The 24,598-nt window shown below is 67.4% G+C and carries 24 protein-coding genes and 1 tRNA gene; 7 read left to right on the top strand and 18 right to left on the bottom strand.

Annotated elements, in window-relative coordinates; translation table 11 throughout:
* Window positions 1-145: 145 nt before the first annotated feature.
* The 4 genes from ettA to HYG95_RS11075 all read right to left on the bottom strand — a co-directional run bounded on the left by ettA (window position 146) and on the right by HYG95_RS11075 (window position 5,643).
* The gene (gene ettA / locus HYG95_RS11090; protein ID WP_181697892.1) at window positions 146-1,822 is read right to left on the bottom strand and encodes an energy-dependent translational throttle protein EttA; all 1,677 of its coding nucleotides are present in this window, start codon (window positions 1,820-1,822) and stop codon (window positions 146-148) included.
* A gap of 70 nt (window positions 1,823-1,892) precedes the next feature.
* Window positions 1,893-2,441 carry a single-stranded DNA-binding protein gene (locus tag HYG95_RS11085; protein ID WP_370465753.1) on the bottom strand — a complete coding sequence of 183 codons (549 nt, stop codon included), beginning with the start codon at window positions 2,439-2,441 and terminating at the stop codon, window positions 1,893-1,895.
* A gap of 149 nt (window positions 2,442-2,590) precedes the next feature.
* Window positions 2,591-3,493, bottom strand: coding sequence for a serine/threonine dehydratase (locus HYG95_RS11080; RefSeq protein WP_225281185.1), 903 nt, complete (start codon window positions 3,491-3,493; stop codon window positions 2,591-2,593).
* A gap of 68 nt (window positions 3,494-3,561) precedes the next feature.
* Window positions 3,562-5,643, bottom strand: a complete 2,082-nt coding sequence (locus tag HYG95_RS11075; RefSeq protein ID WP_181697890.1) for a cytochrome c oxidase assembly protein — start codon at window positions 5,641-5,643, stop codon at window positions 3,562-3,564.
* A gap of 134 nt (window positions 5,644-5,777) precedes the next feature.
* On the opposite strand from HYG95_RS11075, the gene HYG95_RS11070 reads away from it, so the two are divergent.
* Window positions 5,778-5,851, top strand: a tRNA-Arg gene (locus HYG95_RS11070).
* A 77-nt stretch (window positions 5,852-5,928) separates the two neighbouring features.
* On the opposite strand, the gene HYG95_RS11065 is transcribed toward HYG95_RS11070, so the two are convergent.
* The 9 genes from HYG95_RS11065 to HYG95_RS11030 all read right to left on the bottom strand — a co-directional run bounded on the left by HYG95_RS11065 (window position 5,929) and on the right by HYG95_RS11030 (window position 14,281).
* Window positions 5,929-6,243 (bottom strand): alpha/beta hydrolase, encoded by a 315-nt coding sequence (locus HYG95_RS11065; protein ID WP_181697889.1) that lies wholly within the window; start codon window positions 6,241-6,243, stop codon window positions 5,929-5,931.
* Window positions 6,168-7,391 (bottom strand): alpha/beta fold hydrolase, encoded by a 1,224-nt coding sequence (locus HYG95_RS11060; RefSeq protein WP_181697888.1) that lies wholly within the window; start codon window positions 7,389-7,391, stop codon window positions 6,168-6,170. Before HYG95_RS11060 ends, HYG95_RS11065 begins: the two co-directional genes overlap by 76 nt.
* Before the next feature lie 230 nt (window positions 7,392-7,621).
* Window positions 7,622-7,753, bottom strand: a complete 132-nt coding sequence (locus HYG95_RS24810; protein WP_255495195.1) for a hypothetical protein — start codon at window positions 7,751-7,753, stop codon at window positions 7,622-7,624.
* Between the two features lie 54 nt (window positions 7,754-7,807).
* Entirely contained in the window at window positions 7,808-8,518 is a 711-nt protein-coding gene (locus tag HYG95_RS11055; RefSeq protein ID WP_370465752.1) for a TetR/AcrR family transcriptional regulator, read from the bottom strand.
* Window positions 8,519-8,637: 119 nt separating this feature from the next.
* Window positions 8,638-10,848: an acyl-CoA dehydrogenase gene (locus tag HYG95_RS11050; protein ID WP_181697887.1), complete on the bottom strand. Its 2,211-nt coding sequence runs from the start codon at window positions 10,846-10,848 to the stop codon at window positions 8,638-8,640.
* Between the two features lie 2 nt (window positions 10,849-10,850).
* The gene (locus HYG95_RS11045) at window positions 10,851-11,729 is read right to left on the bottom strand and encodes an SDR family oxidoreductase (RefSeq protein ID WP_181697886.1); all 879 of its coding nucleotides are present in this window, start codon (window positions 11,727-11,729) and stop codon (window positions 10,851-10,853) included.
* A 12-nt stretch (window positions 11,730-11,741) separates the two neighbouring features.
* The gene (locus HYG95_RS11040) at window positions 11,742-12,620 is read right to left on the bottom strand and encodes a MaoC/PaaZ C-terminal domain-containing protein (RefSeq protein ID WP_067486119.1); all 879 of its coding nucleotides are present in this window, start codon (window positions 12,618-12,620) and stop codon (window positions 11,742-11,744) included.
* Window positions 12,617-13,057, bottom strand: coding sequence for an SRPBCC family protein (locus HYG95_RS11035; RefSeq protein ID WP_181697885.1), 441 nt, complete (start codon window positions 13,055-13,057; stop codon window positions 12,617-12,619). The genes HYG95_RS11040 and HYG95_RS11035 overlap by 4 nt, the downstream gene beginning before the upstream one ends.
* Before the next feature lie 33 nt (window positions 13,058-13,090).
* The gene (locus HYG95_RS11030) at window positions 13,091-14,281 is read right to left on the bottom strand and encodes a lipid-transfer protein (protein ID WP_181697884.1); all 1,191 of its coding nucleotides are present in this window, start codon (window positions 14,279-14,281) and stop codon (window positions 13,091-13,093) included.
* A gap of 205 nt (window positions 14,282-14,486) precedes the next feature.
* On the opposite strand from HYG95_RS11030, the gene HYG95_RS11025 reads away from it, so the two are divergent.
* From HYG95_RS11025 to HYG95_RS11010, 4 genes are all read left to right on the top strand, one after another.
* Entirely contained in the window at window positions 14,487-15,563 is a 1,077-nt protein-coding gene (locus tag HYG95_RS11025) for a serine aminopeptidase domain-containing protein (protein ID WP_181697883.1), read from the top strand.
* Between the two features lie 310 nt (window positions 15,564-15,873).
* Window positions 15,874-16,662: an ABC-2 family transporter protein gene (locus tag HYG95_RS11020; RefSeq protein ID WP_225280968.1), complete on the top strand. Its 789-nt coding sequence runs from the start codon at window positions 15,874-15,876 to the stop codon at window positions 16,660-16,662.
* On the top strand, window positions 16,655-17,488 hold the full coding sequence (locus HYG95_RS11015; RefSeq protein ID WP_181697882.1) for an ABC-2 family transporter protein: 834 nt from the start codon (window positions 16,655-16,657) through the stop codon (window positions 17,486-17,488). Before HYG95_RS11020 ends, HYG95_RS11015 begins: the two co-directional genes overlap by 8 nt.
* 2 nt (window positions 17,489-17,490) lie before the next feature.
* A complete protein-coding gene (locus tag HYG95_RS11010; RefSeq protein WP_181697881.1) occupies window positions 17,491-18,483 on the top strand; it encodes an ATP-binding cassette domain-containing protein in 993 nt (330 codons plus the stop codon).
* Between the two features lie 2 nt (window positions 18,484-18,485).
* Here the strand turns inward: HYG95_RS11010 and HYG95_RS11005 are convergent, their stop codons facing one another.
* Window positions 18,486-18,800: a hypothetical protein gene (locus HYG95_RS11005; RefSeq protein WP_067642455.1), complete on the bottom strand. Its 315-nt coding sequence runs from the start codon at window positions 18,798-18,800 to the stop codon at window positions 18,486-18,488.
* Window positions 18,801-19,134: 334 nt separating this feature from the next.
* Between HYG95_RS11005 and HYG95_RS11000 the strand changes: the two genes are divergently transcribed.
* A complete protein-coding gene (locus HYG95_RS11000) occupies window positions 19,135-19,620 on the top strand; it encodes a DUF4254 domain-containing protein (RefSeq protein WP_181697880.1) in 486 nt (161 codons plus the stop codon).
* Here the strand turns inward: HYG95_RS11000 and HYG95_RS10995 are convergent, their stop codons facing one another.
* The 3 genes from HYG95_RS10995 to HYG95_RS10985 are packed head-to-tail and all read right to left on the bottom strand — an operon-like array spanning window position 19,621 to window position 22,215.
* Window positions 19,621-19,935 carry a hypothetical protein gene (locus tag HYG95_RS10995; RefSeq protein WP_181697879.1) on the bottom strand — a complete coding sequence of 105 codons (315 nt, stop codon included), beginning with the start codon at window positions 19,933-19,935 and terminating at the stop codon, window positions 19,621-19,623.
* Window positions 19,935-21,083, bottom strand: coding sequence for an acyl-CoA desaturase (locus tag HYG95_RS10990; RefSeq protein ID WP_181697878.1), 1,149 nt, complete (start codon window positions 21,081-21,083; stop codon window positions 19,935-19,937). Before HYG95_RS10990 ends, HYG95_RS10995 begins: the two co-directional genes overlap by 1 nt.
* A gap of 40 nt (window positions 21,084-21,123) precedes the next feature.
* Window positions 21,124-22,215 carry a ferredoxin reductase gene (locus tag HYG95_RS10985; protein ID WP_181697877.1) on the bottom strand — a complete coding sequence of 364 codons (1,092 nt, stop codon included), beginning with the start codon at window positions 22,213-22,215 and terminating at the stop codon, window positions 21,124-21,126.
* Window positions 22,216-22,360: 145 nt separating this feature from the next.
* On the opposite strand from HYG95_RS10985, the gene HYG95_RS10980 reads away from it, so the two are divergent.
* Complete coding sequence (locus HYG95_RS10980; protein ID WP_181697876.1) at window positions 22,361-23,011, top strand: TetR family transcriptional regulator; 651 nt, start codon at window positions 22,361-22,363, stop codon at window positions 23,009-23,011.
* Window positions 23,012-23,171: 160 nt separating this feature from the next.
* On the opposite strand, the gene HYG95_RS10975 is transcribed toward HYG95_RS10980, so the two are convergent.
* Window positions 23,172-24,512 (bottom strand): MFS transporter, encoded by a 1,341-nt coding sequence (locus tag HYG95_RS10975; protein WP_181697875.1) that lies wholly within the window; start codon window positions 24,510-24,512, stop codon window positions 23,172-23,174.
* Window positions 24,513-24,598 lie beyond the last annotated feature (86 nt).

Genomic DNA, 24,598 nt, shown 5'->3' with positions numbered 1-24,598 from the left:
GCGATTCCGAGACTAACGCCGCCGCGCGAGCCGTGCCGTCGGAAATCCGGCTTCCCCGCCGGTAACTTGTGAAACGCCGACGGCCCGGCCGTTCGATCGACAAGTCGATCGTCAGGCCGGGCCGTCGATGCGGTCCGCGCGGATATCAGTCGCGAGTGAGCTTGCGGTGCGTAACCCGGTGCGGGCGAGCGGCTTCCGCGCCCATCCGCTCCACCTTGTTCGCCTCGTAGGCCTCGAAGTTGCCCTCGAACCAGAACCACTTGGCTTCGTTGTCGTTGTCGCCTTCCCACGCCAGGATGTGGGTGCAGGTGCGGTCGAGGAACCACCGGTCGTGGGAGATCACGACGGCGCAGCCCGGGAACTGCTCGAGCGCGTTCTCGAGCGAGCTCAGGGTCTCGACGTCGAGGTCGTTGGTCGGCTCGTCGAGCAGGATCAGGTTGCCACCCTGCTTGAGAGTGAGCGCCAGGTTCAGGCGGTTGCGCTCACCACCGGAGAGCACTCCGGCCGGCTTCTGCTGATCCGGGCCCTTGAAACCGAACGCGCTGACGTAGGCACGCGAGGGCATCTCCTGGTTACCGACCTCGATGAAGTCGAGCCCGTCGGAGACGACCTGCCAGACGTTCTTGTTCGGGTCGATACCCGCACGGTTCTGGTCGACGTAGCTGAGCTTGACGGTCTCGCCGACCTTCACCTCGCCGCTGTCGGGCTCCTCGAGCCCGACGATGGTCTTGAACAGCGTGGTCTTACCGACACCGTTGGGGCCGATCACGCCGACGATGCCGTTGCGCGGCAACGTGAACGACAAATCCTTGATGAGCTGACGGTCGCCGAAGCCCTTGTCCAGGTGCGAGACGTTGACGACGATGTCGCCGAGGCGCGGACCCGCGGGGATCTGGATCTCCTCGAAGTCCAGCTTGCGGTGCCGCTCGGCCTCGGCCGCCATCTCTTCGTAGCGACCGAGACGGGCCTTGTTCTTGGCCTGGCGGGCCTTGGCGCCGGAACGAACCCAGGCCAGCTCCTCCTTGAGGCGCTTCTGCAGCTTCTGGTCCTTCTTGCCCTGCACCTCGAGACGCTGGGCCTTCTTCTCCAGGTAGGTGGAGTAGTTGCCCTCGTAGCCGATGGCCCGACCGCGGTCGAGTTCGAGGATCCACTGCGCGACGTTGTCGAGGAAGTACCGGTCGTGGGTGACGGCGAGCACGGCACCCGGGTAGGAGGCCAGGTGCTGTTCGAGCCACAGCACGCTCTCGGCGTCCAGGTGGTTGGTCGGTTCGTCGAGCAGCAGCAGGTCGGGCTTGCTCAGCAGCAGCTTGCACAGCGCGACGCGGCGACGCTCACCACCGGAGAGGTTGGTGACCGGCTCGTCCGGCGGCGGGCAGCGCAGCGCGTCCATGGCCTGCTCGAGTTGGGAGTCGACATCCCACGCGTCGGCGTGGTCGAGGAACTCCTGCAGTTGGCCCATCTCGTCCATGAGCTCGTCGGAGTACTCCGTGGCCATGAGCTCGGCGATCTCGTTGAAGCGATCCAGCTTCACCTTGACCTCGCCGAGGCCCTCCTCCACGTTGCCGCGGACGGTCTTCTCCTCGTTCAGGTCCGGTTCCTGCATGAGGATGCCGACCGAAGCGCCGGGCGCGAGGAACGCTTCACCGTTGTTCGGCCGGTCCACCCCCGCCATGATCTTCAGCACGCTGGACTTACCCGCACCGTTCGGGCCGACCACGCCGATCTTGGCGCCGGGCAGGAAGTTCAACGAAACGTCGTCGAGAATGACCTTGTCGCCGTGCGCCTTGCGAACTTTGATCATCGAATAAATGAACTCAGCCATATATGGAAGCCTATCGGTGCGGGTAACAGGGGTGCGATGCGGAGCGGGGGCCGGTGCCGCGGACCTGCCCTCAGGCGTCGACCTGCGCGGGGATGCCTTCGATCGGCATCTCGTCCGGCGATCGCGCCGGGAGGGAATCCGCCGCGGACGTAGAGGCTACGGCAGAACGGTCCTCGGGCGCATACTCGCCCTCCGCCCCCGGCGATGCAGCAGCCGACAGTACAGCGCCCTGATCTCCCGGAATATTCCGTACCACGTGCGGGGTGAACCGCGCCGCCTCCGATCGTCGCTGGATGGTGGCACTGCACCGGCCGAGATCGGGTCCCACCGCGACGGCGCGCATTTCCAGGTCACGACGTTCGCCGCCATCCTTGCCCCGATATTCGTGCGAGCGCAGCTGACCGTAGGCGATCACCGGATCGCCCCGGCGCAGTGATCGGTCGACGCCGGCGACCAATCTGCGCCAGCAGCTGACCGTGAGATAGAGCGTGCCCGCATCCACCCATTCGCCCGCGCTCGGATCGAACCGGCGTGCCGTGCTCGCCATCCGGAACGACACCACCTGCTCCCCGTTGGCCAGATCCCGCCGCACGGGATGGTTGACCACCGTGCCGATCACCGTCGCATTCGCCTCGTACATCGAAACCGCCCCCGCTCAGACATTCGGTGTTGTTGCTCTGACCATTCAAGAATGGCGCAGGCAGGCACCGCCGATCCGGCACCGCCGACATCTGGGGACAACTTCTCGGGTTGTGGATATCCGCCGTGTCAGAGCATGGGCAGTTCGGTGTTCGCCCCGCACAACACCACGATCGGCCGCACTCCCGGCTCCGGGGTGTAGGCACCGCTCTGCACCGCAGCCAGCGCGGACGCGCCCTCGAGTTCGACGACCACCCGGAATTCGCGCCACAGGTATTCGCGCGCACGGGTCACCGCGTCGTCGGCCACGCCGAGGGCCCGCATCTGCTGTCGACTGGCGATGTCGTAGGCGATATCGCCGACCCGGGTCGCGCACATCGGCTCGTCGCCCGGGGACGGCGCTGCGACGTCGACCGGCCTGCCCGCCGCGAGCGCGGCCGACAGTGCGGGCGTGTGCTCGGATTCCACCCCGACGATCTGACGTCGCCTGCCGAGCGCGGCCCCGAGCCCGGCGATCAGCCCGCCGCAGCCGACGGCCGCCAGCACCGGCGGCCGCCCGCGCACCTGTTCCTCCAGCTCGAGACCGATGATGCCCGCACCCGCCACCACCGCGGGAATGTCGTCGGCGCGCAGGTGCCCCGCGCCGCGTTCGGCCGCCAGGGTCACCGCGTGGCGCTCGGCTTCGGCGAAGGTCGCCCCGTGCCAGAGCACCTCCGCACCGTGCGCCCACATGGCCGCGACCTTCGTGTGCGGTGCGGATTCGGGCACGACGACCGTGCATTCCTTACCGAGCTGCGCCGCTGCCAGCGCGAACGCGATCCCGGCGTTGCCACCCGAGGCGACCACAACGTGCCCGGCAGACTCCTCGGCCAGCAGCGCGTTGAACGCGCCACGCACCTTGAAGGTGCCGCCGTGCTGCAGGAATTCCATCTTCAACGACACCGGAACCGGTCCGTCGGGCCCGTCGACGCTGGTGTGGAACACCGGTGTCTTACGCACCCGCCCCGATAATCGGCGCCGAGCCGTCCGCACATCGGTCCGCAGCACACGCGGCGTCCCGACCGGTCGACTCGTCTGGCTCGCCGGTGTACCGCATTCGGTCACGGACGCACCTCGCGGTCGCGACGCGCCAGCTCGGCGTACATCGCGTTGTAGGCGTTGAGTTCGGCGTCGTTGTCGCGGTCGGCCGCGCGATCGGTGCGCTTGGCGAGCCGCTGATCGCTGCGGGACCACTGGATCAGCAGCGCCAGCATCACCACGACCAGCGGCACCTCACCGCTCGCCCAGGCGAAGCTGCCACCGTTGCGCTGGTCGGCCAGCAGGTCGATATTCCAGCCCAGGTCGAGGGTGCGGTAGAACCAGCCACCGAGGACGGTCGTCATGCTCATCAGAGCGATACCGAAGAAGGCGTGGAACGGCAGGGTGCCGAACACCATGGCCAGTTTGGTCAACGGCGCCACCTCACGCGGTTTGGGATCGATGCCGATCACCACCCAGTAGAACAGATAACCGCTGATGAGGAAGTGCGCGTTCATCATCAGGTGCGCCGCGTGCGAATCGACTGTGGCGTCGAAGATCCCACCGAGGTAGAGCGCGTAGAACCCGGCCACGAAGATCACCGACGCGACCACCGGCTGGGTGAGGAACCGCGAGACCGGGTTGTGCACGGCCGCGAGGATCCATTCGCGCGGGCCGGGAATCCCGCCGCGACCGGCGGGCGTGAGCGCGCGCAGGGCGAGGGTCACCGCACCGCCGAGGGCGAGCAGGATCGGTGCGAGCATCGACAACGCCATGTGCGCGCCCATGTGCACGCTGAACATGGCGGGTGCGTACCGGCCGACGCCCGAGGAGGTGGCGAGCAACAGCACGAGGCAGCCGCTGCACCAGGCGATGGTCCGGCCGAGCGGCCAGGCGTCGCCGCGGGTGCGCAGGCGGTGCACGCCGAGCAGGTACAGGGCGGCGAGCACGATGGCGAGGGTGCCGAAGATCAGGTCGAATCGCCAGTCGAACAGCAGCCTGCCGACGGTCGGCGGGCCGTCGACGGTGTAGCCCAGTTCCACTTCCGTCGGCGTGGGGATAGCCGTCGGTGGCGGCGGCGGGGTGCGCCCGAGGCCGACGGCGAGGCCGATCGTGGCGGCGAAGATCAGCATCTCCACGCCGGCGAACCGGATCAGCGCCGCGCGATCGCGCGCATCCGCGGCCAGCGCGGGCAGGGCGGCCCGTCGCTGCAGGAAGCCGAGGCCCGCGAGCAGCACGAGTGCCGCCGTTTTGGCGAGCACGAGCCTGCCGTACGTGGTGGTGAACAGCTCGGCGGCCGGCACCCGGACCCAGGCGTTGATCACACCGCTGAGCGCGATGACGACGATCGCGACGGTCGCGGCCAGCGAGAAACGCCGGGCGGCGACATCGGTATCGGCGCCGCCGCGCATCGCGTGGGCGAGCACCGCGACCAGCCCACCGACCCACACCGCGGCCGAGATCATGTGCAGGATGAGCGAGTTGGTCGCCACGTCGTGCGAACCGCCCGAGGACGAGTGCCCGGTCAAAGCCAACGGCATCATGGTGCCGATCGCGAGCGCGAGCAGGATCGGCGTCCAGCTCCAGCGCAAGGCCAGTCGGCACCCGATCGCGAGGACCAGGGCGAGCACGGTGGTCGTTCGCCAGGCGCCCGCCACCTCGACCTGGGCGATCACCGGCCACAGCACTTCGGGCCGCCAGATCGCACCCACCGGCTGACCCGTCGTATCCGACACCGTCAGCGGCACGAGCAACGCCGCGCACACCGCCCAGACGATCGCCGCGTCCGAGGCCCGTCGCACCGCCCGGTACCCACCGGCCTCGAGCAACCCGCTGTCTTTCGGCGGCAGCAGGAACGCCGCGAACAGCAGGGAGCCGACCGTCACGGCGGCGGACAGGTCGGCGAGTGCCCGCAACGCGGGCAACCCGTACGTGGTGAGCGCACCGGGATCGGGAATCCCCAGCAGACTCAGCGCCTGCGCCGCCGACAACGCGACGACGATCGCCGCGACCGCCGCGGCCATCGCCCCGGCGATCACCCCGAGCGCACCGAACGCCCGCACACCCGCCGAGGAACTGCTGCCCGTCGCGGCCGCCCGATCCGTCTCCGCCGGTCCAGCGCCGTCGCCGACGGTTCCTGCGGAGGGGTCTTGCGATAACGACATGTCAACGAGGGTAGTTCGACCTGCTCCCCCACGCGCCCATGGGGCGCCGCTCCCAACCCCGCCCACCACCCGGTCGGTCGCTATACTTTTCGCGCTGGACACCGACGCCGACATCGACAAAGGTGAATGCGTCTGCCTCCGTAGCTCAGTTGGATAGAGCAAGGGCCTTCTAATCCCTAGGTCGCAGGTTCGATTCCTGCCGGGGGCGCAAATGGCTCCTGACCTGCGCATATGCCGGTCAGGAGCTTTCTTCGTCTCCGCACATGCGCGTGGTGGCGTTTTCGTTCAGTCCCAGGGGAGCACAGATGGTGGGCTCGGAGTGGTGATCGGTGCTGCGGGTGCGTGGGTGAGAGTGGTTTCGCCGGTTACGAGGTAGTGCAGCACGGCTTGGTCGACAGCCGGGTTGTAGCGTGCGAACGACCCGTGGTCGGTACCGTCGACCCGCAGCAGCGTCCCGCCGAGCGCGGCAGCCATGGCGGGCCCGCCCGCAGCCGGGGTGGCTGCATCCGCCGAGGTCTGGACGATCAGCGGAGGATGTGCCAACCCGCGCCCGTGGAGCGCCATCCGCTGCGCGGACGACGGCCATGCAGAGCACAGCACACCGGACCGTTGCAGCTCGGCGGCAAACTGGAAATAGCTTGCCCCGTTGGCGAATCGACCAAAGCAGCGACCCCGGCCGACGAAACGGCCCCGGCCTCATTGCACGTGATCGCGTCGTAGACCCAACCTGAGGTCGGATCGGGGGAAAGCCGAGACGCGACATAGGAGAGGAACTCGATGTGTCGCGGATCATCCTTATACCGGCGCATGCCTTCGGCCAGGTACGGCCAGTAGTTGCGCCAGTAGACGGCGGCGTCGGTGGCGCTCTGTGTCAGGCTCTGCCCTGCGCCCGGTCGACGCACCGACTGCACCAGGTTCGCCAACCGACCCGAGAGCTCAGCCGAGCCGACCTCGGCGCCTCCGTCGACGAGCGCACCAAGAGCACCGCCGAGCGCGGGATCCAGCCGCGCCTGCCAGCCCCCGCCTTGAGCATAGACCTGTCGAGCCCATTCACCCGCGACCGCACGCCGGGTCGCACCGAGGCCGTAGGTGTCATCATTCGCGGCGATCCAGTCGAACAGTTCGTAGACAGCGGCCTCCCTGGCCTGCCACCCACGTGCGACCTGCTCGCCCCAGGCCCACTCCGGGTTCACGTTGGCGTCCAGCACCATCTTGTCGACCCGTTCGGGAAACAACGTGGCATACGCCGCCCCCAGGGCCGTCCCGTAGGACCCGCCATAGAAGCTGATCTGCTCGGTACCGAGCGCCCGGCGCACCTGTTCGAGATCGCGAGCGAGCGTCTCGGTGGTGAGCGTCCCCGGGTAGCCGGGCGCCGCGGCCTCGCACGAGGCGCGGTCGGTCACCGGCAGGATCACCACGACCGCCTTGGTGCAGCGCAGCGGCGTCGACCAGCGCAGGCCGCGCGGTTGGACAGCGATACGGTCGAATTCCCGTAGCGCGGGCACTCGAGAATCACGCGAGGACCAGAAGTTCAACGCGTCCACTCCCGGCCCACCCTGGCCCGCGAACAGCACGCCGCGCCCCTGGGCAGGTCCAACCGGCTGCATCCGGCTCACCGTGAGCTCGATCTGTTCGCCCTCCGGCACCGAGTAGTTCATCGGGACCGTCACCGTCGTACACAACGCGGCACCCGCACCCGCCTCCGTGGGACACGGGCCCCAGCGCAATCCCGCGCCGGGGGCAGCCATCGACGTCGAACCTCCAAAGGGGAGCAGCACCATGGCCATCACACACAGCAACGTCATCGAAGTACGCACAGCTTGCCCCCGCTTCTCGGCACGATCACCCCGCCCGGCCCCCGGCAGCTACCCGCCGACGACTATCGCGTACGTCACAGTACCGAATCGCGCTCGGGCACCAATTCTCTTCGCCTGCTGCATGATCCGGCCACTACGAATGTTCGGTCCGTCGGCGTATCTCAGAAACTGGGAATCACGCTGGAATTCACCAGCACACCGTGGCCGAACCCGCGAGCACCACGTTGGCATTCGTCGGGGACCATGCTGAAATTCGTCAGGTAGGCCATCCGGGCGTGCGCCGGTGAATTCACGACCAGCACGATGAAGTGGACCGCCAGAAGTAGGCCGGGGCCATTGTCGGTGTCTCAGTTGTCTTGGTCGGGGCCGAAGAGGTCGGCGACCGGGGTTTGGGCGTCTACGGCGACGCCGAGGTCGGCCAGGGTGACGGCGATCGTGTTGACGATCCAGCGTTGTAGGACGCGTGACAGTTCGTCGGCGGTGAGTGGTTGCATGCCTCGGCTGAGCCAGCGGTTGACCGAGTTGTCGACCATGCCGACGAGACCGAACGCCAAGGGCTCGGCGACTTCGGTTGTCCCGCCGTGGCGGGCGATGCTGATCGAGAAAAGTCGTGAGGTCTGCACGGCGACGGCTGTGCGTGCGTCGGAGACCGACGGTGAGCTGCCGACGACCCGTTTCGACCCGGCGGCCAGGAAGCGATGCAGGTGTGGGTTGGTGACGATCCAGCCGATGTAGGTTTCGACTGCCCTGGTGACGGCGTCGCCGACGGTGCCCTCCGGGTTCAGGACGGGGGTCAACCGGGTCATCAGCTCGGAGATGATGCGGATGCGGACCTGTTCGTCGAGGTCGTCGCGGTCGCCGAAGAGGCGGTAGACCACCGAGCGTGGGACGCCTGCGCGTGCGGCGATGTCCTTGACGCCGACCCGCGCGCCGTCCTCGCGGATGGCGACGACGGCGGCGGCCAGGATCTGGTCACGTCGTTCGGCCTTGTGCCCGTCCCACCGCTGCGATCGACCATCGGACGAGGTAGCTGGCGCGGCGGATTCCAGATTCGGCACAGTCGGACCCTACACCGCGAGGTCGGACGTGGATTTGCCCGCGAACTGGGCATCGAGGCAGCGCGGGTGCTGCCCGGCCGTCACGTGATGACAGCCGGACAGCAGACCGATCGGCATGGTTACGCGCTCGGCGCCGCGTCGCGCGGCAGCCCGAGCATGCGCTCGCCGATGACATTGAGCTGCACCTCGGTCGTGCCACCGTAGATGGTGGTGGCGCGACCGGCGATGAGCTGTTCCATCGCGTGATCGCTACGCTCGCCCGGCACCGAGACGACACCGGCGACACCGAGTTCGGCGACGATGAACTCCGAGATCGCCTGTCCCAGACCCATACCGAGCAGCTTGCCGACACTCGAGGTGGTGGAGACATCGATGCCGGACAGCTGCTTGAGCACCACCCGGGAACCGATCACGTCCACCGCCCGGCTCTCGGCCATCAGCTCGCCGACCCGGTAGCGGGCCACGGGCGACAGATCGCGGCCGATCGCGAACCGCAGCAGGTCGGTGTCGGTGGCGTAGGCCTCCATCTTCTGGCTCAGCGCCACCCGCTCACCCGCCAGGGTCGTGCGGGCCACGTGCCAGCCGTCGTCGACGGCGCCGACCACGTTCTCGTCCGGGATGAACACGTCGTCGAGGAACACCTCGTTGAACAGCGCCGACCCGGTCATCTCCCGCAGCGGACGCACCGTGATGCCCGGGCTCGACATGTCGAGCACGAAATAGGTGATGCCCTCGTGCTTCGGCTTGTCCGGGCTGGTGCGGGCGATCAGCATCGCCCACTGCGCGAACTGCGCGACCGTGGTCCAGATCTTCTGGCCGGTGACCCGCCAACCACCGTCGACCTTGACGGCCTTGGTGGTCAGGCTCGCCAGGTCGGATCCGGCGCCCGGTTCGCTGAACAGCTGGCACCACACGAGCTCACCGCGCAGCGTCGGCACGACAAGTTCACGCTTCTGCCGCTCGTCACCGTGCGGGACGATGGCGCCGACCGCCCAGGTGCCCATCAGCAACTGCGGCATCGCGATACCGGAAGCCTTGATCTCCTGCGAGATCACCACCTGCTCGAGCGGCGAGGCCGAACGGCCGTACGGGCGGGGCAGGTGTGGCAGGTTCCAGCCGCCGTCGCCGAGTGCGACGAGCTGGTCGTCCTCGTCGTCGATGGCCGCGATCTCGGCCAGTTCGGCCCGGATGCCCGCCCGGATCTGCTCTGCTTCCTCGGGCAGTTCCAGTTCGTTCGAGAGGGTGACACCCGACAAGGCGTACCCCGCGACCGCCTCGGCCCGCTCGTCGCGCCCACCCAGCTGACCGCGCAACGCGAGCGCGCGCCGGTAGTACAGGTGCGCGTCGTGTTCCCAGGTGAAGCCGATGCCGCCGTGCACCTGGATGCAATCCTGGGCCACCTCGACGGCGGCGTCGGGAATGATCAGCGCGGCGATCGCGGCCGCGTAGTCGGCGGTGTCGTCATCGCGGTCGAGAGCGTAGGCGGCGTCCCACAGCACGGCGCGCGCCTTCTCGAGGGCGATACCCATGTGCGCGCACTTGTGCTTCACACCTTGGAACTGCCCGATCGGGCGACCGAACTGCACGCGGGTCTTGGCGTACTCCGCCGCGGTCGAGACACACCACGACATCACGCCGACGGCCTCGGCGCCGAGCACGACCGCCGCCACCGAGCGCACCCGGGTCGAGGTCACCGTGAGCACCCGCTCGGCGGGCACCTCGACGGCTTCCGCCTGCAGCCGCCCGGCACCGCGCAGCACGTCGACGTTGTCCTGGGTGCTCACGCTCAGCTCGACATTGTCGAACGCGACCCACTGCCGGTCACCGTCGACGGTGACCGGCGCGATGAGCACATCCGCCGACAACGCCCCGATGACGCCGTCGGCCGTGCCGTCGACGATCAGCACGCCGTCGCGCAGCACACCGGTCAGCGACGACGACAGCGCGACCGCACCGGTCCGCGAGCCGTCGGCGAGACCGGGCAGCTGGGCACGCGCCCACGCTCCCCCGTCCTGTGCGAGCACCGCGCTCGCCAATGCCGTGGGCACGAACGGTCCGGTGTGCAGGCCGCGGCCGAGCGGCTCGAGGGCGACGGCCAGTGTCAGCAGGCCCGCGCCCTGTCCACCGAGGTCCTCGGCGATGTGCAGGCTGAGCAGGTCCTGCGCGACGAGGGAGTCCCAGTAGGGCAGCTTGCCCGTATCGGTGGATTCGACTGCCGCACGGACGGTTTCGCTGGTGACGGTGCGCTCGACGAATCCGCTCACCGCGTCGGCGAGGGCCAGGTGGTCTTCGCTCACGCCGACGCCGAGCTCATAGCTGTTGCGCGCCATGGCTAGCTGGTCTCCTTCAGCTGCGCGGCGACACCGTCGATGGTCCACGGGCCGTCGGTCTCGACGGTTCGCACGTCGTGCCAGCCGCCGAGTTCGATGATGGCGCCGCCCTGCACCGCGAACACCTTGCCGGTGAGCGGGCAGTCGGCCTCGGCCAGGTGCGCGACCAGCGGGGAGATGTTGGCCGGGGAGAACGGGTCGAACTCGCCCTCGGGCACCTCGGCGGCGAACAGCGCGCCCATGCCGGGGGTGGCCAGGGTGAGCCGGGTGCGGGCGATCGGGGCGATCGCGTTCACTCGCACGCCGTAGCGCTCGAGCTCGTCGGCGGCGACCAGCGTCAGCGCGGCGATGCCCGCCTTGGCGGCGCCGTAGTTGCCCTGGCCCGCGTTCGGCATGAAGGTGCCCGACGCCGAGGCGGTGTTGATCACCGACGCCGAGACCGGGTTACCGGCCTTGGTCTGCGCCTTCCAGTACGCGGCGGCGTGGTGCAGGGTGGCGGCGTGGCCCTTGAGGTGCACGGCGATGACCGCGTCCCACTGGGATTCCTCCATGCTCGCGATGAACGCGTCGCGCAGGATGCCCGCGTTGTTCACCAGTACGTCGAGCGAGCCGTACTCGCTGACCGCCTGGTCGACAAGGGCTTTCGCACCCTCCCAGGTGGCGATGTTGTCGGTGTTGGCCACGGCCTGCCCGCCCGCGGCGACGGCCTCGTCGACCACCTGCTGGGCGGGCCCGGCATCGGTGCCGGTGCCGTCGTTGGCGCCGCCGAGATCGTTGACCACGACCTTGGCACCCTCGCGGGCGAACAGCAGCGCGTGTTCGCGACCGATACCGCGACCGGCACCGGTGATCACCGCGACGCGACCATCAAGCTTTCCCATAAGTCTTGTCTCCTAATTGAATTCGACGCGGCCGTCGGTGATGGCGATCTGCCCCGCCGCTTCGGTCTCGAAGGCGTAGGCACGCACACCGGAGTCGGCGGACCCGGTCGGCCAGAAGGTGGTGGTGATCTCCTGGCCCGGCAGGACGGGCTTGGCGAAACGCACGGCCAGTCGGCGCAGGCGGGCGGTCTCGCTGTCGGCGAGTTCGGTCAGCGCCGCCCAGGAGGTGAAGGCCATGGTGCACAGGCCGTGGTTGATGATGCCGGGCAGCCCGGCCATCTGGGCGATCTCGTCGTCGAGGTGGATCGGCATCGGATCGCCGGAGGCCGGCGAGTACCGGAAGGTCTGATCCTTGTCGATCTGCGCGGTGACCTGCGCGGCAGGCTCGCCCGCGCGGTCGGCGTCGGTGATGCGGTGCTCGGGCGCGGCCTCACCTTCGCCAGGGCCCGCGTCCACCTTGCGGAAGAACGCGGTCATCCACTGCTCGTTGACGAGTTCGCCTGCCGCGTCACGGGTTTCGGCGTAGACGACGACGGTGGACCCGTTGGGCTTTCCGACGTACCCGATCGGCTTGGCCCGCACGACCAGTTCGTCGCCGGGCCGGATCGGGCGGTGGAACAGAAAGTCCTGCTCACCGTGCACCAGCTTCATCAGCAATTCCACCGGCGCCACCGACAACGCCGCGGGCGCCATCGACGTGAACACCGGAACCACCGCGAACACCGGCGGCGCGACTTCGCCGTTGCGGTGGGCCGCGATCGGATCATTGGTCGCGGCAGCGTATTCGGCGATCCGTTCGGCGGTGACCGAGAAACGCTCCTCGTCGGTCCATTCCCCCAGGCCGGAGCCGTCGAAGACGACTCCGGCCGTGGTCGCGTCGGCGCTGCTCACGCCGCGGACCCGACGAGCTCGGTGAACTTGGCCATCGACTCCTTCAGATCCGCCTCGGCGTTCTTGGCGACGGCCTTGCCGATCGGGCCGACGATCATGGTGCCCTTGAACGAGGCGTCGAAGGCGGCGGAGGAACCGGTGGCGGTCGGCTCGACCTTCAGCGCGAATTCCACGGTGACACCCGCCATGCCGGTACCGGTGATCTTGAGGTACTTGTTCGGGTCGACCTCGGCCACCGTCCACTCGATCTTGTTGGCCATGTTCATCACCGACACGACCTCGATGAAGCGCGCGCCTGCGGTCAGCTCGGCGGGCAGGTCCGAACGCCAGCCCTGGTGGATGGTCAGCCACTCCTCCCAGTTCGCCAGGTCGCTCAGCCGCGCCCAGGCCTGCTCGGGGGTGACGGGAAGGTCGGTGGAAACGGTCACAGATGCCATGGGGTTACTCCTCGTTGAGATTGGTGGCGGAAATCAGCGGTTGGCCGGGCGGTAGGCGGTGACTACGACCGCGCCACCGAGACCGATGTTGTGTTGCAGGGCGATACGCGCTCCGTCGACCTGACGGGCGTCGGCGGTGCCGCGCAGCTGCCAGGTGAGTTCGCTGCACTGGGCGAGACCGGTCGCGCCGAGCGGGTGCCCCTTCGAGATGAGGCCACCGGAGGGGTTGACGACCCACTTGCCGCCGTAGGTGGTGGCGTTGTCGTCGACGAGACGTCCGCCTTCGCCCGCGGCGCAGAGGCCGAGCGCTTCGTAGGTGAGCAGTTCGTTGGTGGAGAAGCAGTCGTGCAGCTCGATCACGTCGACGTCCTCGGGCCCGATCCCGGCCTGGGCATAGACCGCTTCGGCGGCGGTGCGCGACATGTCGGCGCCGACCAGGTTGATCGCGCTCTTGGTGGAGAAGGTGGTCTCGAGGTCGGTGACCATCGACTGCCCGACCATCTCGATCGCCCGGTCGGCCAGGTTGTGCTTGTCGACGAAGGCCTCGCTCGCCAGGATCACCGCGCCCGAACCGTCGGAGGTCGGCGAGCACTGCAGCTTGGTGAGCGGTCCGTAGATCTGCTTGGCGGCCAGCACTTCTTCCAGGCTGTATTCCTTCTGGAACTGCGCGTAGGGGTTGTTCACCGAGTGCTTGTGGTTCTTCACGCCGATCTTGGCGAACTGCTCGGCGGTGGTGCCGTAGCGCTCCATGTGCTCTTTGCCCGCGGCGCCGAACATGTACGGCGCGGGCGGCATCGCGAACTCCTGCAGTTCGGCCAGCGCCAGCAGGTGCCGCATCATCGGCTGCTCGCGGTCGTCGTAGGTGGAGCCGAGCGAGCCCTTCTGCATCTTCTCGAAGCCGAGCGCCAGGGTGCAGTCGGCCAGGCCGCCGCGGATCGCCTGGGCGGCGAGGTAGAGCGCGGTCGAGCCGGTGGAACAGTTGTTGTTGACGTTGACCACCGGGATGCCGGTCATGCCCAGCTCGTAGACAGCGCGCTGTCCGGCGGTCGACTCGCCGTAGACGTAACCGACATAGGCCTGCTGGACCTGGTTGTAGTCGATTCCGGCATCGGCGAGCGCCTTGGTGCCCGCCTCGCGGGCCATGTCCGGGTAATCCCACTCCAGCGCGCCCGGCTTTTCGAACTTCGTCATGCCGACGCCGACGACGAACACCTTCTGTGTCATGTACGCACTCCTGTGTGTCGCGTATCCCAAGTACGTGGGACTACGTGTACCAGGAAGGTATATTGGACATCGTGTCCCAGTCAATACCTGGAAGTCCGGGAATTCGCCGGTCACGCGGATGTGCACACCACGGAAAGTTGCGACTCATCGCGTAAGTGAGACACGATGTCCAGGTCAGCGCAGGCATAGTGATGGAGGGAAGACGATGGTCGGATGGGGCACCGCGGTGCGCAACATCGGCGCCTTGTTCCGGGAGGGGATAGAGCCCTACACCCCGTCACCGTCGGTCGACGTGTACAACCACCCCCACCGGCGGCTGCGGTGCTATCGCCGCACCATACCGGCCGTCGGCAAGCCGATCCTGCTTGTCCCGCCGCTGGCGGTCACGATCTCGTGCTACGACCTGCGGCCCGACCAGAGCCTGGTCGAGTTCCTCCTCGGCCTCGGCCGTGCGGTGTACGTCATCGACTACGGCGAGATCACCTACGCCGACCGTGATCTCGGCTTCGAGGAGTGGGTCGACGACATCGTGCCCGACGCGATCCGCCGGGTCAGCGCCGAGCACGGCTACCTCCCGGTCGAGGTGATCGGCTGGTCGTTCGGCGGCACCATCAGCCTGTTGACCACCGCGGCCGACCCCGAACTCCCCGTCGCGTCGGTGACGGCGGTCGGTACCCCGTTCGACCAGCGACGCAACGGGCCGATGTCGCTGGCCAGGTCGCTCGGCCGCCTCGCCCCGACCAAGATCGTCACCACGCCGGTGCGCCTCCTCGGCGGCATCCCGAAACAGGCCGTTCGGATCGGTTTCCGCGCCCAATCGCTCGACCGCGAGCTGACCAAACCGCTCTACATCGCGCGCCATGCCAACGACCCCGAATCCCTGGCCAGAATGCAGGCCGTCGATCGATTCATGGACACGATGCCGGGCTACCCGGCGCGCTTCTACTCGCAGGTGTACCGCCAGCTGATCATCCGCAACGAAATGTGGACCGGCACGGTGCATCTCAATGCCCAACACGCCGTCGACCTGACCGCGATCACCGTCCCGGTACTGCTGATCGGCGGAAACCGCGACACCCTCGCCTCCGCCGCGTCGGTAGCCGCCGGAGTCGATGTCCTCACCGGAGCCCCCGTCACCTTCGTCGAGGTCGACGGCAGCCACCTCGGCATCATCGCCGGCCCCGGCGCCCGCACCACCAGCTGGGCCGCGATCGCCGACTTCCTCGCCGACACCACCGTCGACACGGACGAACTCTTGGCACGGAGTGCCACCGCACACTGACGGTCCGGCCACGAGTGCCCGCGATGAGCCGGACCGATGCCGTGTCAAGTGTGGGCGACAGGTAATCTTGCCCCCCATGTGGATCATTCTCGCCATCTCTGTGGTCAGCTCGGTCGCCATCGCGATCCTGTTCGCGACGGGGTTCCCCAAGGACTGACAACGATCGGCGAACAACGCCGTTTTCGTCCTGATTCAGGGTTCTGCCGCCTAGAGTTGACTGATTGTGCGGGGCAATGCGGAGGGGGACGCGGGGATTGTTCTCGCGGTGCGCCGACGCAGGTGCCGACGGCGCACACCAGGGACCGCCGGGGTGTATTGGACCCTGGTGCGGGCGGGTTTCAAGAGACAGGCGCAGTACAAGCTGGCGATGTTCGCCGGGCTGTTCACCAACTGCATCTTCGGATTCGTCCGTGCCGCGGTGATGGTCGCGGCCGTGCGATCGGCCGGGGATTTCGGCGGGTACGACGAGGCGACCATCGCCGCGTACGTGTGGTTGTCGCAGGCCCTGCTCGGGGCGACGCAGTTCATGGGCCCGCCGATCGATCTGGTCGAGCGGATCAAGACCGGTGACGTCGCCATCGATTTCCTGCGCCCGGTCGACGTGCAACTCGGCTACCTCGCCACCGATATGGGTCGGGCGGCGTGCACGTTCCTCCCCCGCGCGGTGCCGAGCATCCTGATCGGTGCGACGATCTTCGGTCTGTCGATGCCGGACTCACCACAGGCGTACCTGCTCGGCCTACTGAGTGTGCTGCTCGCGGTCGCGCTGTCGTTCCTGTGCTTGTTCGCGGTCGCGCTGTGCGGTTTCTGGGTGGTGGAGATCCGGGGCATCCGCATGCTGTACCAGATCGTCGGCACATTCCTCGCGGGCCTTTTCGTACCGGTCCACATGTTTCCCGAGTGGTTGCGTCTGATCGCGCACGCTACCCCGTTTCCCTCCATCCTCCAGTCCCCGATCGATACGCTGTCAGGGCGGGTCGTCGGAATGGAAGCCTTGTCGGTCGTTGCGGGACAAGGTTTCTGGGTACTGGTGATCGGACTGCTCGGCAGGGTGTTGTTGCGAGCGGGACAACGCAGGTTGGAGGTACAGGGTGGCTGAACCGGAGACCGCACGCATTGTGTCCGGGACCTGGTTCACCCCCTACCTCGCAGTATTGCGTTCGCGTGTCAAAGCACAGCGGGTCTACCGGGTTTCGTTCGCCACCGAGGTGTTCAGCGCGTTCCTGATCGGGCTGGTGGAATTCGCCGAGGTGTGGGTGATCTTCCACAACGTCGGCACCCTCGGCGGCCTCGACGTCGACGCGGCACTGTTGCTGTTCGGCCTGTCCAACACCGCTTTCGCACTCGCCCAGGTCCTGGTCGGCCACCTCGACTCGCTCCCGGCGATGATCCGCATGGGCACCCTCGACGCGTATCACCTTCGCCCGCAACCACTCCTGCTCCAGCTGATCACCAGCGACATCTCGCTGCGCCGCATCGCCAGGGCAGCCGTCGCGGTGATCGTGCTCGGCATCGGGCTGTGGCGCAACGAAATCGACTGGGGCATCGTCCCGGTTACCTTGATCGTGATCACCCTGCTGAGTGGAATCGCGCTGTTCTGTGGCCTTTTCGTATGCGCGGCGGGGCTACAGTTCTTCTTGATAGACGGTGCCGAGCTCACCAACAGCTTCACCTACGGCGGCTCGTTCGCCGCGATGCAGCCGGCCTCGGTGTTCCCGACACCGCTGAAACTGTTGTTCGGGTTCGCGATTCCGGTCGCGTTCACGGCGTACGTGCCGACCATCGCGCTGCTCGGTCTGCCGGGTCCGCCGCTGCTGCCCGCGTGGTCGGCATGGCTCACCCCACTGGCCGCCGCCTGGGTGTGGTTGCTCGCGGCGGCGGCATGGCGGGTCGGGACGAGGCACTATCAGGGAGGAGGCGGATAACGATGGACCACAACGCCACATCGGATCCGATCATCGACATCGACGACCTCACCCGGCAGTTCAGCGTGTACCGCAAGAACGGCAGCCGCTGGCGCAGACATCGCGACATCATCACCGCCGTCGACCGGATGAGTTTCCGGGTCGAACGCGGCTCGGCCGTTGGCTATATCGGCGCCAACGGCGCGGGCAAGTCGACCACGATCAAAATGCTCACCGGCATCCTCGTCCCCACCAAGGGGACGGTTCGCACGTGCGGTCTCGAACCCGTGCGCCAGCGGCGGGAACTGGCCTCGCGCATCGGTGTGGTGTTCGGGCAGCGGTCGCAGTTGTGGTGGGATCTGCCGCTGCACGAATCGTTTTCGATCCTCGCCGCGATCCACCGGCTCGATCCGGAGGTCGCGGGCAAGCGGACACACGAGCTCGTCGAGCAATTGGAGATGGCCGACACCCTCGACACGCCGGTGCGTCAGCTCTCGCTCGGTCAGCGGATGCGCGCCGAGGTGGCCGCCGCCCTGCTGCATTCGCCGGAGCTGGTGATTCTCGACGAGCCGACGATCGGTCTCGATGTGTTGTCCAAGCAGCGATTACGCGAGTTCCTGCGTGCCGAACGCATGGAGCGCGGAACCACTTTGCTCCTCACCACCCACGACATGGGCGATATCGAACGACTCTGCGAGCGGGTGCTCGTAGTCGATCACGGCACCCTCGTCTACGACGGTTCGCTCACCGGCCTCGGCGCCACCGTCGGCGCGCGCCGGGTGCTCGTCGTCGACCTGGCCGAGCCGACACCGGATCTCGACGATCTGCCGTGCGGTGCGCAATTGCTGTCGAGCGCGGCGGGCGGTATGCGTCAGCGCCTGGCCTTCGACGCCGAACACACCACCGCCGCGGCGTTGCTCGCGGCGGTCTCGGATCGGGCCAAGGTGCGCGATCTGTCCATCGAGGAACCGGGCATCGAGGACGTGGTGCGCCGAATCTACGAGTCTGCGCGCTGAATTCAAGCGTTCGGGTTACCGGAGTACATGCTCACCTCGCCGCCTTCGCCGATGAAGGCGTTGACCAGCATGATCCGCTGCGCGCGTAACTCGTCGGCGTCGGGGGCGCTGGTGGTGATGGCGATCTGCGGGATGGCGGCCCAGTTCACCACGTAGCGCTGCGGCGGTCCTTCGTCGTCGGACAGCCGTGCGAGCCGGAATACCGACACCGCACGGCGTTCCATCAGGTCGCGGACCACATCGGCGATTCGCTGCGGGTCTTCCAGCGCGAAGAGAAAGCCGAAGGTCAGCTCGGGCGAGGACACGTAAGCCGGCACATCTACCGAGGCTAGTGCATACACGGGTCTTGTCGCCGGTGAGATTGCCGTGAATGTGCCGCAGTGGTTTTCCCGGTCACCGCCAGGTGACCCGCCCGTCATCGGCACATAACAATTTCTGCCGACCCGGAGTTTTGTACACCATACTATTGCGCGTCGATCCCGGATCGCGCTTTCCTGAAAGGGTCCCGATATTTCCCGGGCCGTCATCCTCACCGCAGCGTCGCGGAATACGTCGGCGCCTGGGCGGGGCTACGCCGGTGCCGGGGCGCGTCCCGGCGATTCCCCGGCCCCGGCGTATCCACCCTCGCGAGCTTTTCCAGGGGCGTGCACCATGCCGATCGACTCCGGCCACCTGACACAACCACCGTCACCGTCGGCCTTGTTACGGGCATTCGTCCGGCCGATCGATCGGAACCGGCCCCGTCACCGGGTACTCGACGCGGCTGCCGCCCTCGCCGAATGCCACGCACGCAGGCGCGCGGTGATCGAGGAGGCCCGCGACCCGGCCGTCTCGAGCGCGCGGATCCTGCGCCTGATCGACGAGATAGACCGCGAACGCGCCACCCAGATGGCGCTCATCGATAACTGGGTCGCCACCAACCTGGCCCATCGCGCGGGCGCCTCGCTGCACACCGAGACCCTCGGCGCGGTGATCGACCGGATGGCACGAAAATGGATCGCCGCCCAGCATGCGCTGGACGGCGATCCGGAGGGTCGAACCCATCTGCACTGGTCCCGGCTGGCCGAACTGGCCGACGGCTACCGCGATCTCATCACCGATGTGATCGAGCACCGGCGCCGGTTGCCGGTGTGGTGATCAGTGCTGTTCGGGAACCGGCTTCGGCGAGACCACCTCGGCCTCGTCGACGATCTCGGCCTCGGTGACGGGCTGCTCGGGCGCCCGCACCTCGTCGTCGGTGGCGTCGGAGGCCGGTTCGGCCGCGGCCGCGTCGCGACGAGCCGCGGCGGCCGCTTCCTTCATCTCGATCGCGTCGGTGATGAACTCACCGATCTCCCGAGCCACTCCCGCGACGGTCCCGGTGATCAGTGCGGCGATATTGCCCACCCGCTGCGCACCGGAGGTCGTCAATTCCTGGACGAGATCCTTGTTGGTTTCGAATTTGCCGACCATTACACGCCCACTTCGGTTGCCTTCCGATTACGCATAACGATAACACCGGGCTTGGGCGCCCTCTTGGTGATGTTGTCGGGCAGCGCGAGCTGGAAGATCTTGACCCACACCGAGCCGATCTGCTTGGAGAAACGGCCGGTGTTGTAGGGCAGACCGTACTTCTCGCACAGCGCCTTCACCTCGGGCGCCATTTCCGGGTACCGGTTGGCCGGGATATCCGGGAACAGGTGGTGCTCGATCTGGTGCGAGAGGTTGCCCGACATGATGTGGAACAGTCGCGAGCCGTTGATGTTGGCCGAGCCGAGCATCTGGCGCACGTACCACTCACCACGGGTTTCCTCCGCGGTCTCCTCCTTGGTGAACGTCTGCACGCCCGCCGGGAAGTGTCCGCAGAAGATGATGGAGAAGGTCCACAGGTTGCGCATCAGGTTCGCGGCCGCGTTGCCCGCCAGAGTGTGCAGGAACAGCGGGCCGGTCAGCGCCGGGAACACCACGTAGTCCTTGAGGACCTGCCTGCCCGCCTTCTTGAACTGCCCCTTGAGCAGCGGCTTGAGGTCCGACCACTTGCGCTTGCCCTTGATGATGTTGTCGGCCTCGAGGTCGTGCACCATCACGCCCCACTCGAACAGCACCATCAGCAGGAAGGCGTAGACGGGGTTACCCAGGTAGTAGGGGTTCCACTTCTGGCCCTCGTCGATACGCAGGATGCCGTAACCGATGTCGCGGTCCATGTCGTGGATGTTGGTGTAGGTGTGGTGCATGTAGTTGTGCGAGTGCTTCCACTGATCGGCCGGGCACACGGTGTCCCAGTCGAATTCGCGGGAGTTCACGCCGCGCTCACGCATCCAGTCGTACTGGCCGTGCATCACGTTGTGGCCGATTTCCATGTTGTCGAGAATCTTCGACGCGCCGAGCGCGGCGACGCCGGCCAGCCAGAACGGCGGGAGGAAGCCGAGGTACATCAGGCCGCGGCCTGCCACCTCGAGACCACGCTGGGTCTTGATGATCTTGTAGATGTATTCGCGGTCGCGTTCGCCGAGGTCGGCGACGACGCGGGCACGCAGGTCGTCGAGCGCCTTGCCGAGCTCTTCGACCTGGTCGGGGGTCAGGATGACCGGGCCGTCTGCGGTTTCGGTGAGGATCGTCATAGCAGTATCTCCCCTGGGTTGTTTCGCGGTAATCGGTTGACTAGAGGGCGATGTCGACGTCGCCGACGGGTGCGTTCACGCAGATCTGGATCTGCTTGTCGGGGTCGGCGTCGAGTTCGCCGGTGCGCAGGTTGCGGGTGCAGCCGGACACCTTGGTCGCGGTGCAGGAGAAGCAGATCCCCATGCGGCAGCCGTATTCCGGGGTGAGCCCGGCCGATTCGGCCTGTTCGAGCAGTGAGGAACCGTTGTTCTCGGCGGCGACATCGCTGCCGGAGAAGGTGACGGTGCCGGTGGCCTCGGACGGGTCGAGCGGAACGGTGGTGAGGGTGAACTCCTCGCTGTGCACCCGATCGGCGAGACCCTCGGCCTCGAAGATGTTCTTCACGGCGTTCATCAGCGGCGGCGGGCCGCACACGAAGGTCTGCGCGTCGGCGAACCAGGGCGCCACGCGCTCGAGCTCGTCGTAGTCGAAAAAGCCGCTGCCGGTGGAGGTCTCACCGTTGACGACCGTGCCCGGCTCGACCGGGAAGCGGTATTCCACCCGGAAGTTGGGACGCCGGTTGGCGATCGCGGCCAGCTCCGCGCGGTGCGGAATCATCTCCGGCTGACGCGCGTAGTGCAGGAAGGTGACCTCACCGGTGTAGGCCTCGGCGTCGAGGGTGCGCAGCATCGACAGCACCGGGGTGATGCCGCTGCCGCCACTGATGAGCAGCACCTTCGCGGGCCGCTGCTCGGGCAGCGCGAATACCCCGCTCGCCGGCTCGAGGTTGACGACCATGCCCGGTTCGGCGTGATCGTGTAGGTAGTTGGAGACCAGCCCGCCGGGGTGTGCCTTGACGGTGAGCTGCAGGAAACGGTCGCTGCCGCCCTCGGGGTCGATGGGCGAATAGCAGCGGACGTGGCGCACGCCGTCGATCAGCACCCCGATCTGGATGTACTGCCCGGCCTTGTGTCCACGCCAGCGGCGCGATGTACGCAGGGTCAGCGTCACCGAGCCGGGCACCGCGCGAGATACATGGGTGACCTCGGCACGCAGTTCCCGCGCGGTCAGCGCCGGGCTGACGAGTTCGAGGTACCGGTCCAGCGGATGCGGCGTCGTCAACGTCTGCACCAGGTCGATCAGTCCCACCATGTGTGTTGCCCCTCTGCGGATGTTCCGTGGACGTGCTGGCGAAAATTTCAGTGCACGCCTGTACACTCACCAGTGTGCCGGATGAACCCGGCCTACTGTCAACCGGCAGCGATGTGAGCCGGACTACATTTCCAAGGAAGCGACTATGGTGAACGGATGTATGCTCACCGATGTGACTGAGCAGGCAGGAACCCGGAATGAGCGCAAAGCGCACACTCGGGCGGCTCTCCTCGACGGCACGCTGGCCCTGGCCGCGGAGCGCGGGTTCGCCGCACTGAGCCTGCGCGAGGTCGCACGCTCGGCCGGGATCGTGCCGACGGCGTTCTACCGCCACTTCGCGTCGCTGGACGATCTGGGCGCCACCCTCGTCGACGAGGGTGTCACCGCGCTACGGCTGGCATTGCGCGAGGTCAGGCGCAAGCCCGACGCCCACCTCGCCGACACCGTGCGGTTCGTCTTCGACCAGGTCGCCGCCAAGCGCGCGCTGTTCGGATTCCTCCTGCGCGAACGGCACGGCGGCTCGGCACCACTGCGTCAGGCCATCGCGATGGAGATGCAGCTGATCGTGCGCGAGATCGTCGCGGACCTGTCGAGGTTGCGGGCGCTCGACTCGTGGAGCACAACAGAACTCGAGATCGCCGCGGATCTGCTGGTCAGCACCGTCACCGACGGCATCGGTTCCTTCGTGTCGGCGACGCCGCGCGAGGAGGCGGCGGTCGTGGAGCGCACGGTGATGCAGATGCGCTTGATCGCCCTGGGTATCGCCGCATGGCAAACCCGCCTCCCCGAAAATTAAGGCCAGACTCAGGTGCGGGGGGACTTGGGTCGGCGGCCAGACACAGGTTCGTGGTTGCGTTTGTTCGTACCCGGTGAGTTACCCATGTTCTTGCGGATTTGCGGTTGAACCGGTTGGGAGTACAGATGTTCACAAATTGGAACGGGGCAAATCGGTGACGCTACACAGGTTTGGCGTCCTGGACGGTGTTCGGTGCACGGACCGGAAGTAGCACGAGTAGGCCGACGGTTAATACGACGAGCAGACCGATGATTCCGGCGCGGTCGTTGTGGAAGGCCCAGGCGAACAGGCCGAACAGGGCAGGTGCCAGGAACGAGACGGCGCGGCCGGTGGTGGTGTACAGGCCGAACAGCTGACCCTCGCGGCCCGGTGGGGCGAGGCGGGCGAGGAACGATCGGGCCGAGGCCTGGGCGGGGCCGACGAAGACCGTCAGGGCCAGACCGAAGATCCAGAACATCAGCGAACCGGTCACCACCAGCAACACCGTGCCGCAGACGATCATCCCGATCAGTGAGCCGACGATCACGCGCTTGGGTCCGAGCCGGTCGTCGAAGCGGCCCGCCGCGATCGCCGCCGCACCGGCCACCACGTTCGCGGCCACCCCGAACAGCAGCACATCGGCATCGGCGAAGCCGTACACGCCCACCGCCAGCACCGCGCCGAAGGTGAAAACCCCAGCCAGCCCGTCGCGGAAGATCGCGCTGGCCAGCAGGAACCACACGGTGTGCCGGTCGGTGCGCCACAGGTCGCGCACGTCACGCCACAGCACCCGGTAGGAGCCGAGAAATCCGACGCGGTCGGCGCCGGGATCGGCACCGGTGCGTGGCAGTTCGGGCACGGTGAACAGCACCGGCAGCGCGAACACCGTGAACCAGACGGCGGCGAGCACGATCACCAGGCGCACATTGAGGCCCTGATCGGTCGGCATGTCGAGCAGGCCGCGGCGGTCACCGTCACCGGCGAGGAATCCCGCGTAGCAGGCGAGCAGCAGCACGATGCCACCGAAGTAGCCCATCGCCCAACCGAATCCGGACACCCGGCCGACCGTCGCAGGCGTCGACACCTGGCGCATCATCGCGTTGTAGGGCACCGTCGCCAATTCGAAGGTGGCCGAGGCGAAACCGAGCAGCGCGAGACCGAGCCACAGGTCGCGGTAGTCGGCGTGGACGAAGAACATCAGCGCCATCGCACCGACGGTGAGCGCGGTCAGCGTGGCCAGCGCGCGCTTGCGGGAGCCGACCGCGTCGAAATACTGCCCGCACACCGGTGCCGTCAGCGCGACCACCAGACCCGCACCCGCCAGCGCCCAACCGAGCCACGCGCTCGCGGAGATCGTTCCCGGCAGATCCTTGCCGACCTTGTCGGTGAGATACACCGAGAACACGAAGGTGAGCGTCACGGCCTGGAACGCCGAGGACCCCCAGTCCCACAATCCCCACGCCATCACCTGTCCGCGTCCGGCCGCCTCGCCGATGGTCGCGGACGCGCTCACCTCGGTCATGCACCGAGCGTAACGGCGTGTTCGGCGCCCGGCAGGGCATCGATGATCCGCCACGCCGTCAATCCATATGAACCTGGTTGCATAGA

The sequence above is a fragment of the Nocardia sp. GTS18 genome, from assembly GCF_013839555.1.
In the GTDB taxonomy this organism is placed as follows: Bacteria; Actinomycetota; Actinomycetes; order Mycobacteriales; family Mycobacteriaceae; genus Nocardia; species Nocardia rosealba.
This window is presented reverse-complemented; position numbering and strand designations above follow the sequence as displayed.

Bases quoted from the DNA above. Each gene is read 5' to 3' on its own strand.
- ettA (WP_181697892.1), bottom strand. From the start codon at position 1,822: ATGGCTGAGTTCATTTATTCGATGATCAAAGTTCGCAAGGCGCACGGC.
- HYG95_RS11075 (WP_181697890.1), bottom strand. From the start codon at position 5,643: ATGTCGTTATCGCAAGACCCCTCCGCAGGAACCGTCGGCGACGGCGCT.
- HYG95_RS11060 (WP_181697888.1), bottom strand. From the start codon at position 7,391: ATGGCTGCCCCCGGCGCGGGATTGCGCTGGGGCCCGTGTCCCACGGAG.
- HYG95_RS11050 (WP_181697887.1), bottom strand. From the start codon at position 10,848: ATGGCGCGCAACAGCTATGAGCTCGGCGTCGGCGTGAGCGAAGACCAC.
- HYG95_RS11045 (WP_181697886.1), bottom strand. From the start codon at position 11,729: ATGGGAAAGCTTGATGGTCGCGTCGCGGTGATCACCGGTGCCGGTCGC.
- HYG95_RS11035 (WP_181697885.1), bottom strand. From the start codon at position 13,057: ATGGCATCTGTGACCGTTTCCACCGACCTTCCCGTCACCCCCGAGCAG.
- HYG95_RS11030 (WP_181697884.1), bottom strand. From the start codon at position 14,281: ATGACACAGAAGGTGTTCGTCGTCGGCGTCGGCATGACGAAGTTCGAA.
- HYG95_RS11025 (WP_181697883.1), top strand. From the start codon at position 14,487: ATGGTCGGATGGGGCACCGCGGTGCGCAACATCGGCGCCTTGTTCCGG.
- HYG95_RS11010 (WP_181697881.1), top strand. From the start codon at position 17,491: ATGGACCACAACGCCACATCGGATCCGATCATCGACATCGACGACCTC.
- HYG95_RS11000 (WP_181697880.1), top strand. From the start codon at position 19,135: ATGCCGATCGACTCCGGCCACCTGACACAACCACCGTCACCGTCGGCC.
- HYG95_RS10995 (WP_181697879.1), bottom strand. From the start codon at position 19,935: ATGGTCGGCAAATTCGAAACCAACAAGGATCTCGTCCAGGAATTGACG.
- HYG95_RS10990 (WP_181697878.1), bottom strand. From the start codon at position 21,083: ATGACGATCCTCACCGAAACCGCAGACGGCCCGGTCATCCTGACCCCC.
- HYG95_RS10985 (WP_181697877.1), bottom strand. From the start codon at position 22,215: ATGGTGGGACTGATCGACCTGGTGCAGACGTTGACGACGCCGCATCCG.
- HYG95_RS10980 (WP_181697876.1), top strand. From the start codon at position 22,361: ATGGTGAACGGATGTATGCTCACCGATGTGACTGAGCAGGCAGGAACC.
- HYG95_RS10975 (WP_181697875.1), bottom strand. From the start codon at position 24,512: ATGACCGAGGTGAGCGCGTCCGCGACCATCGGCGAGGCGGCCGGACGC.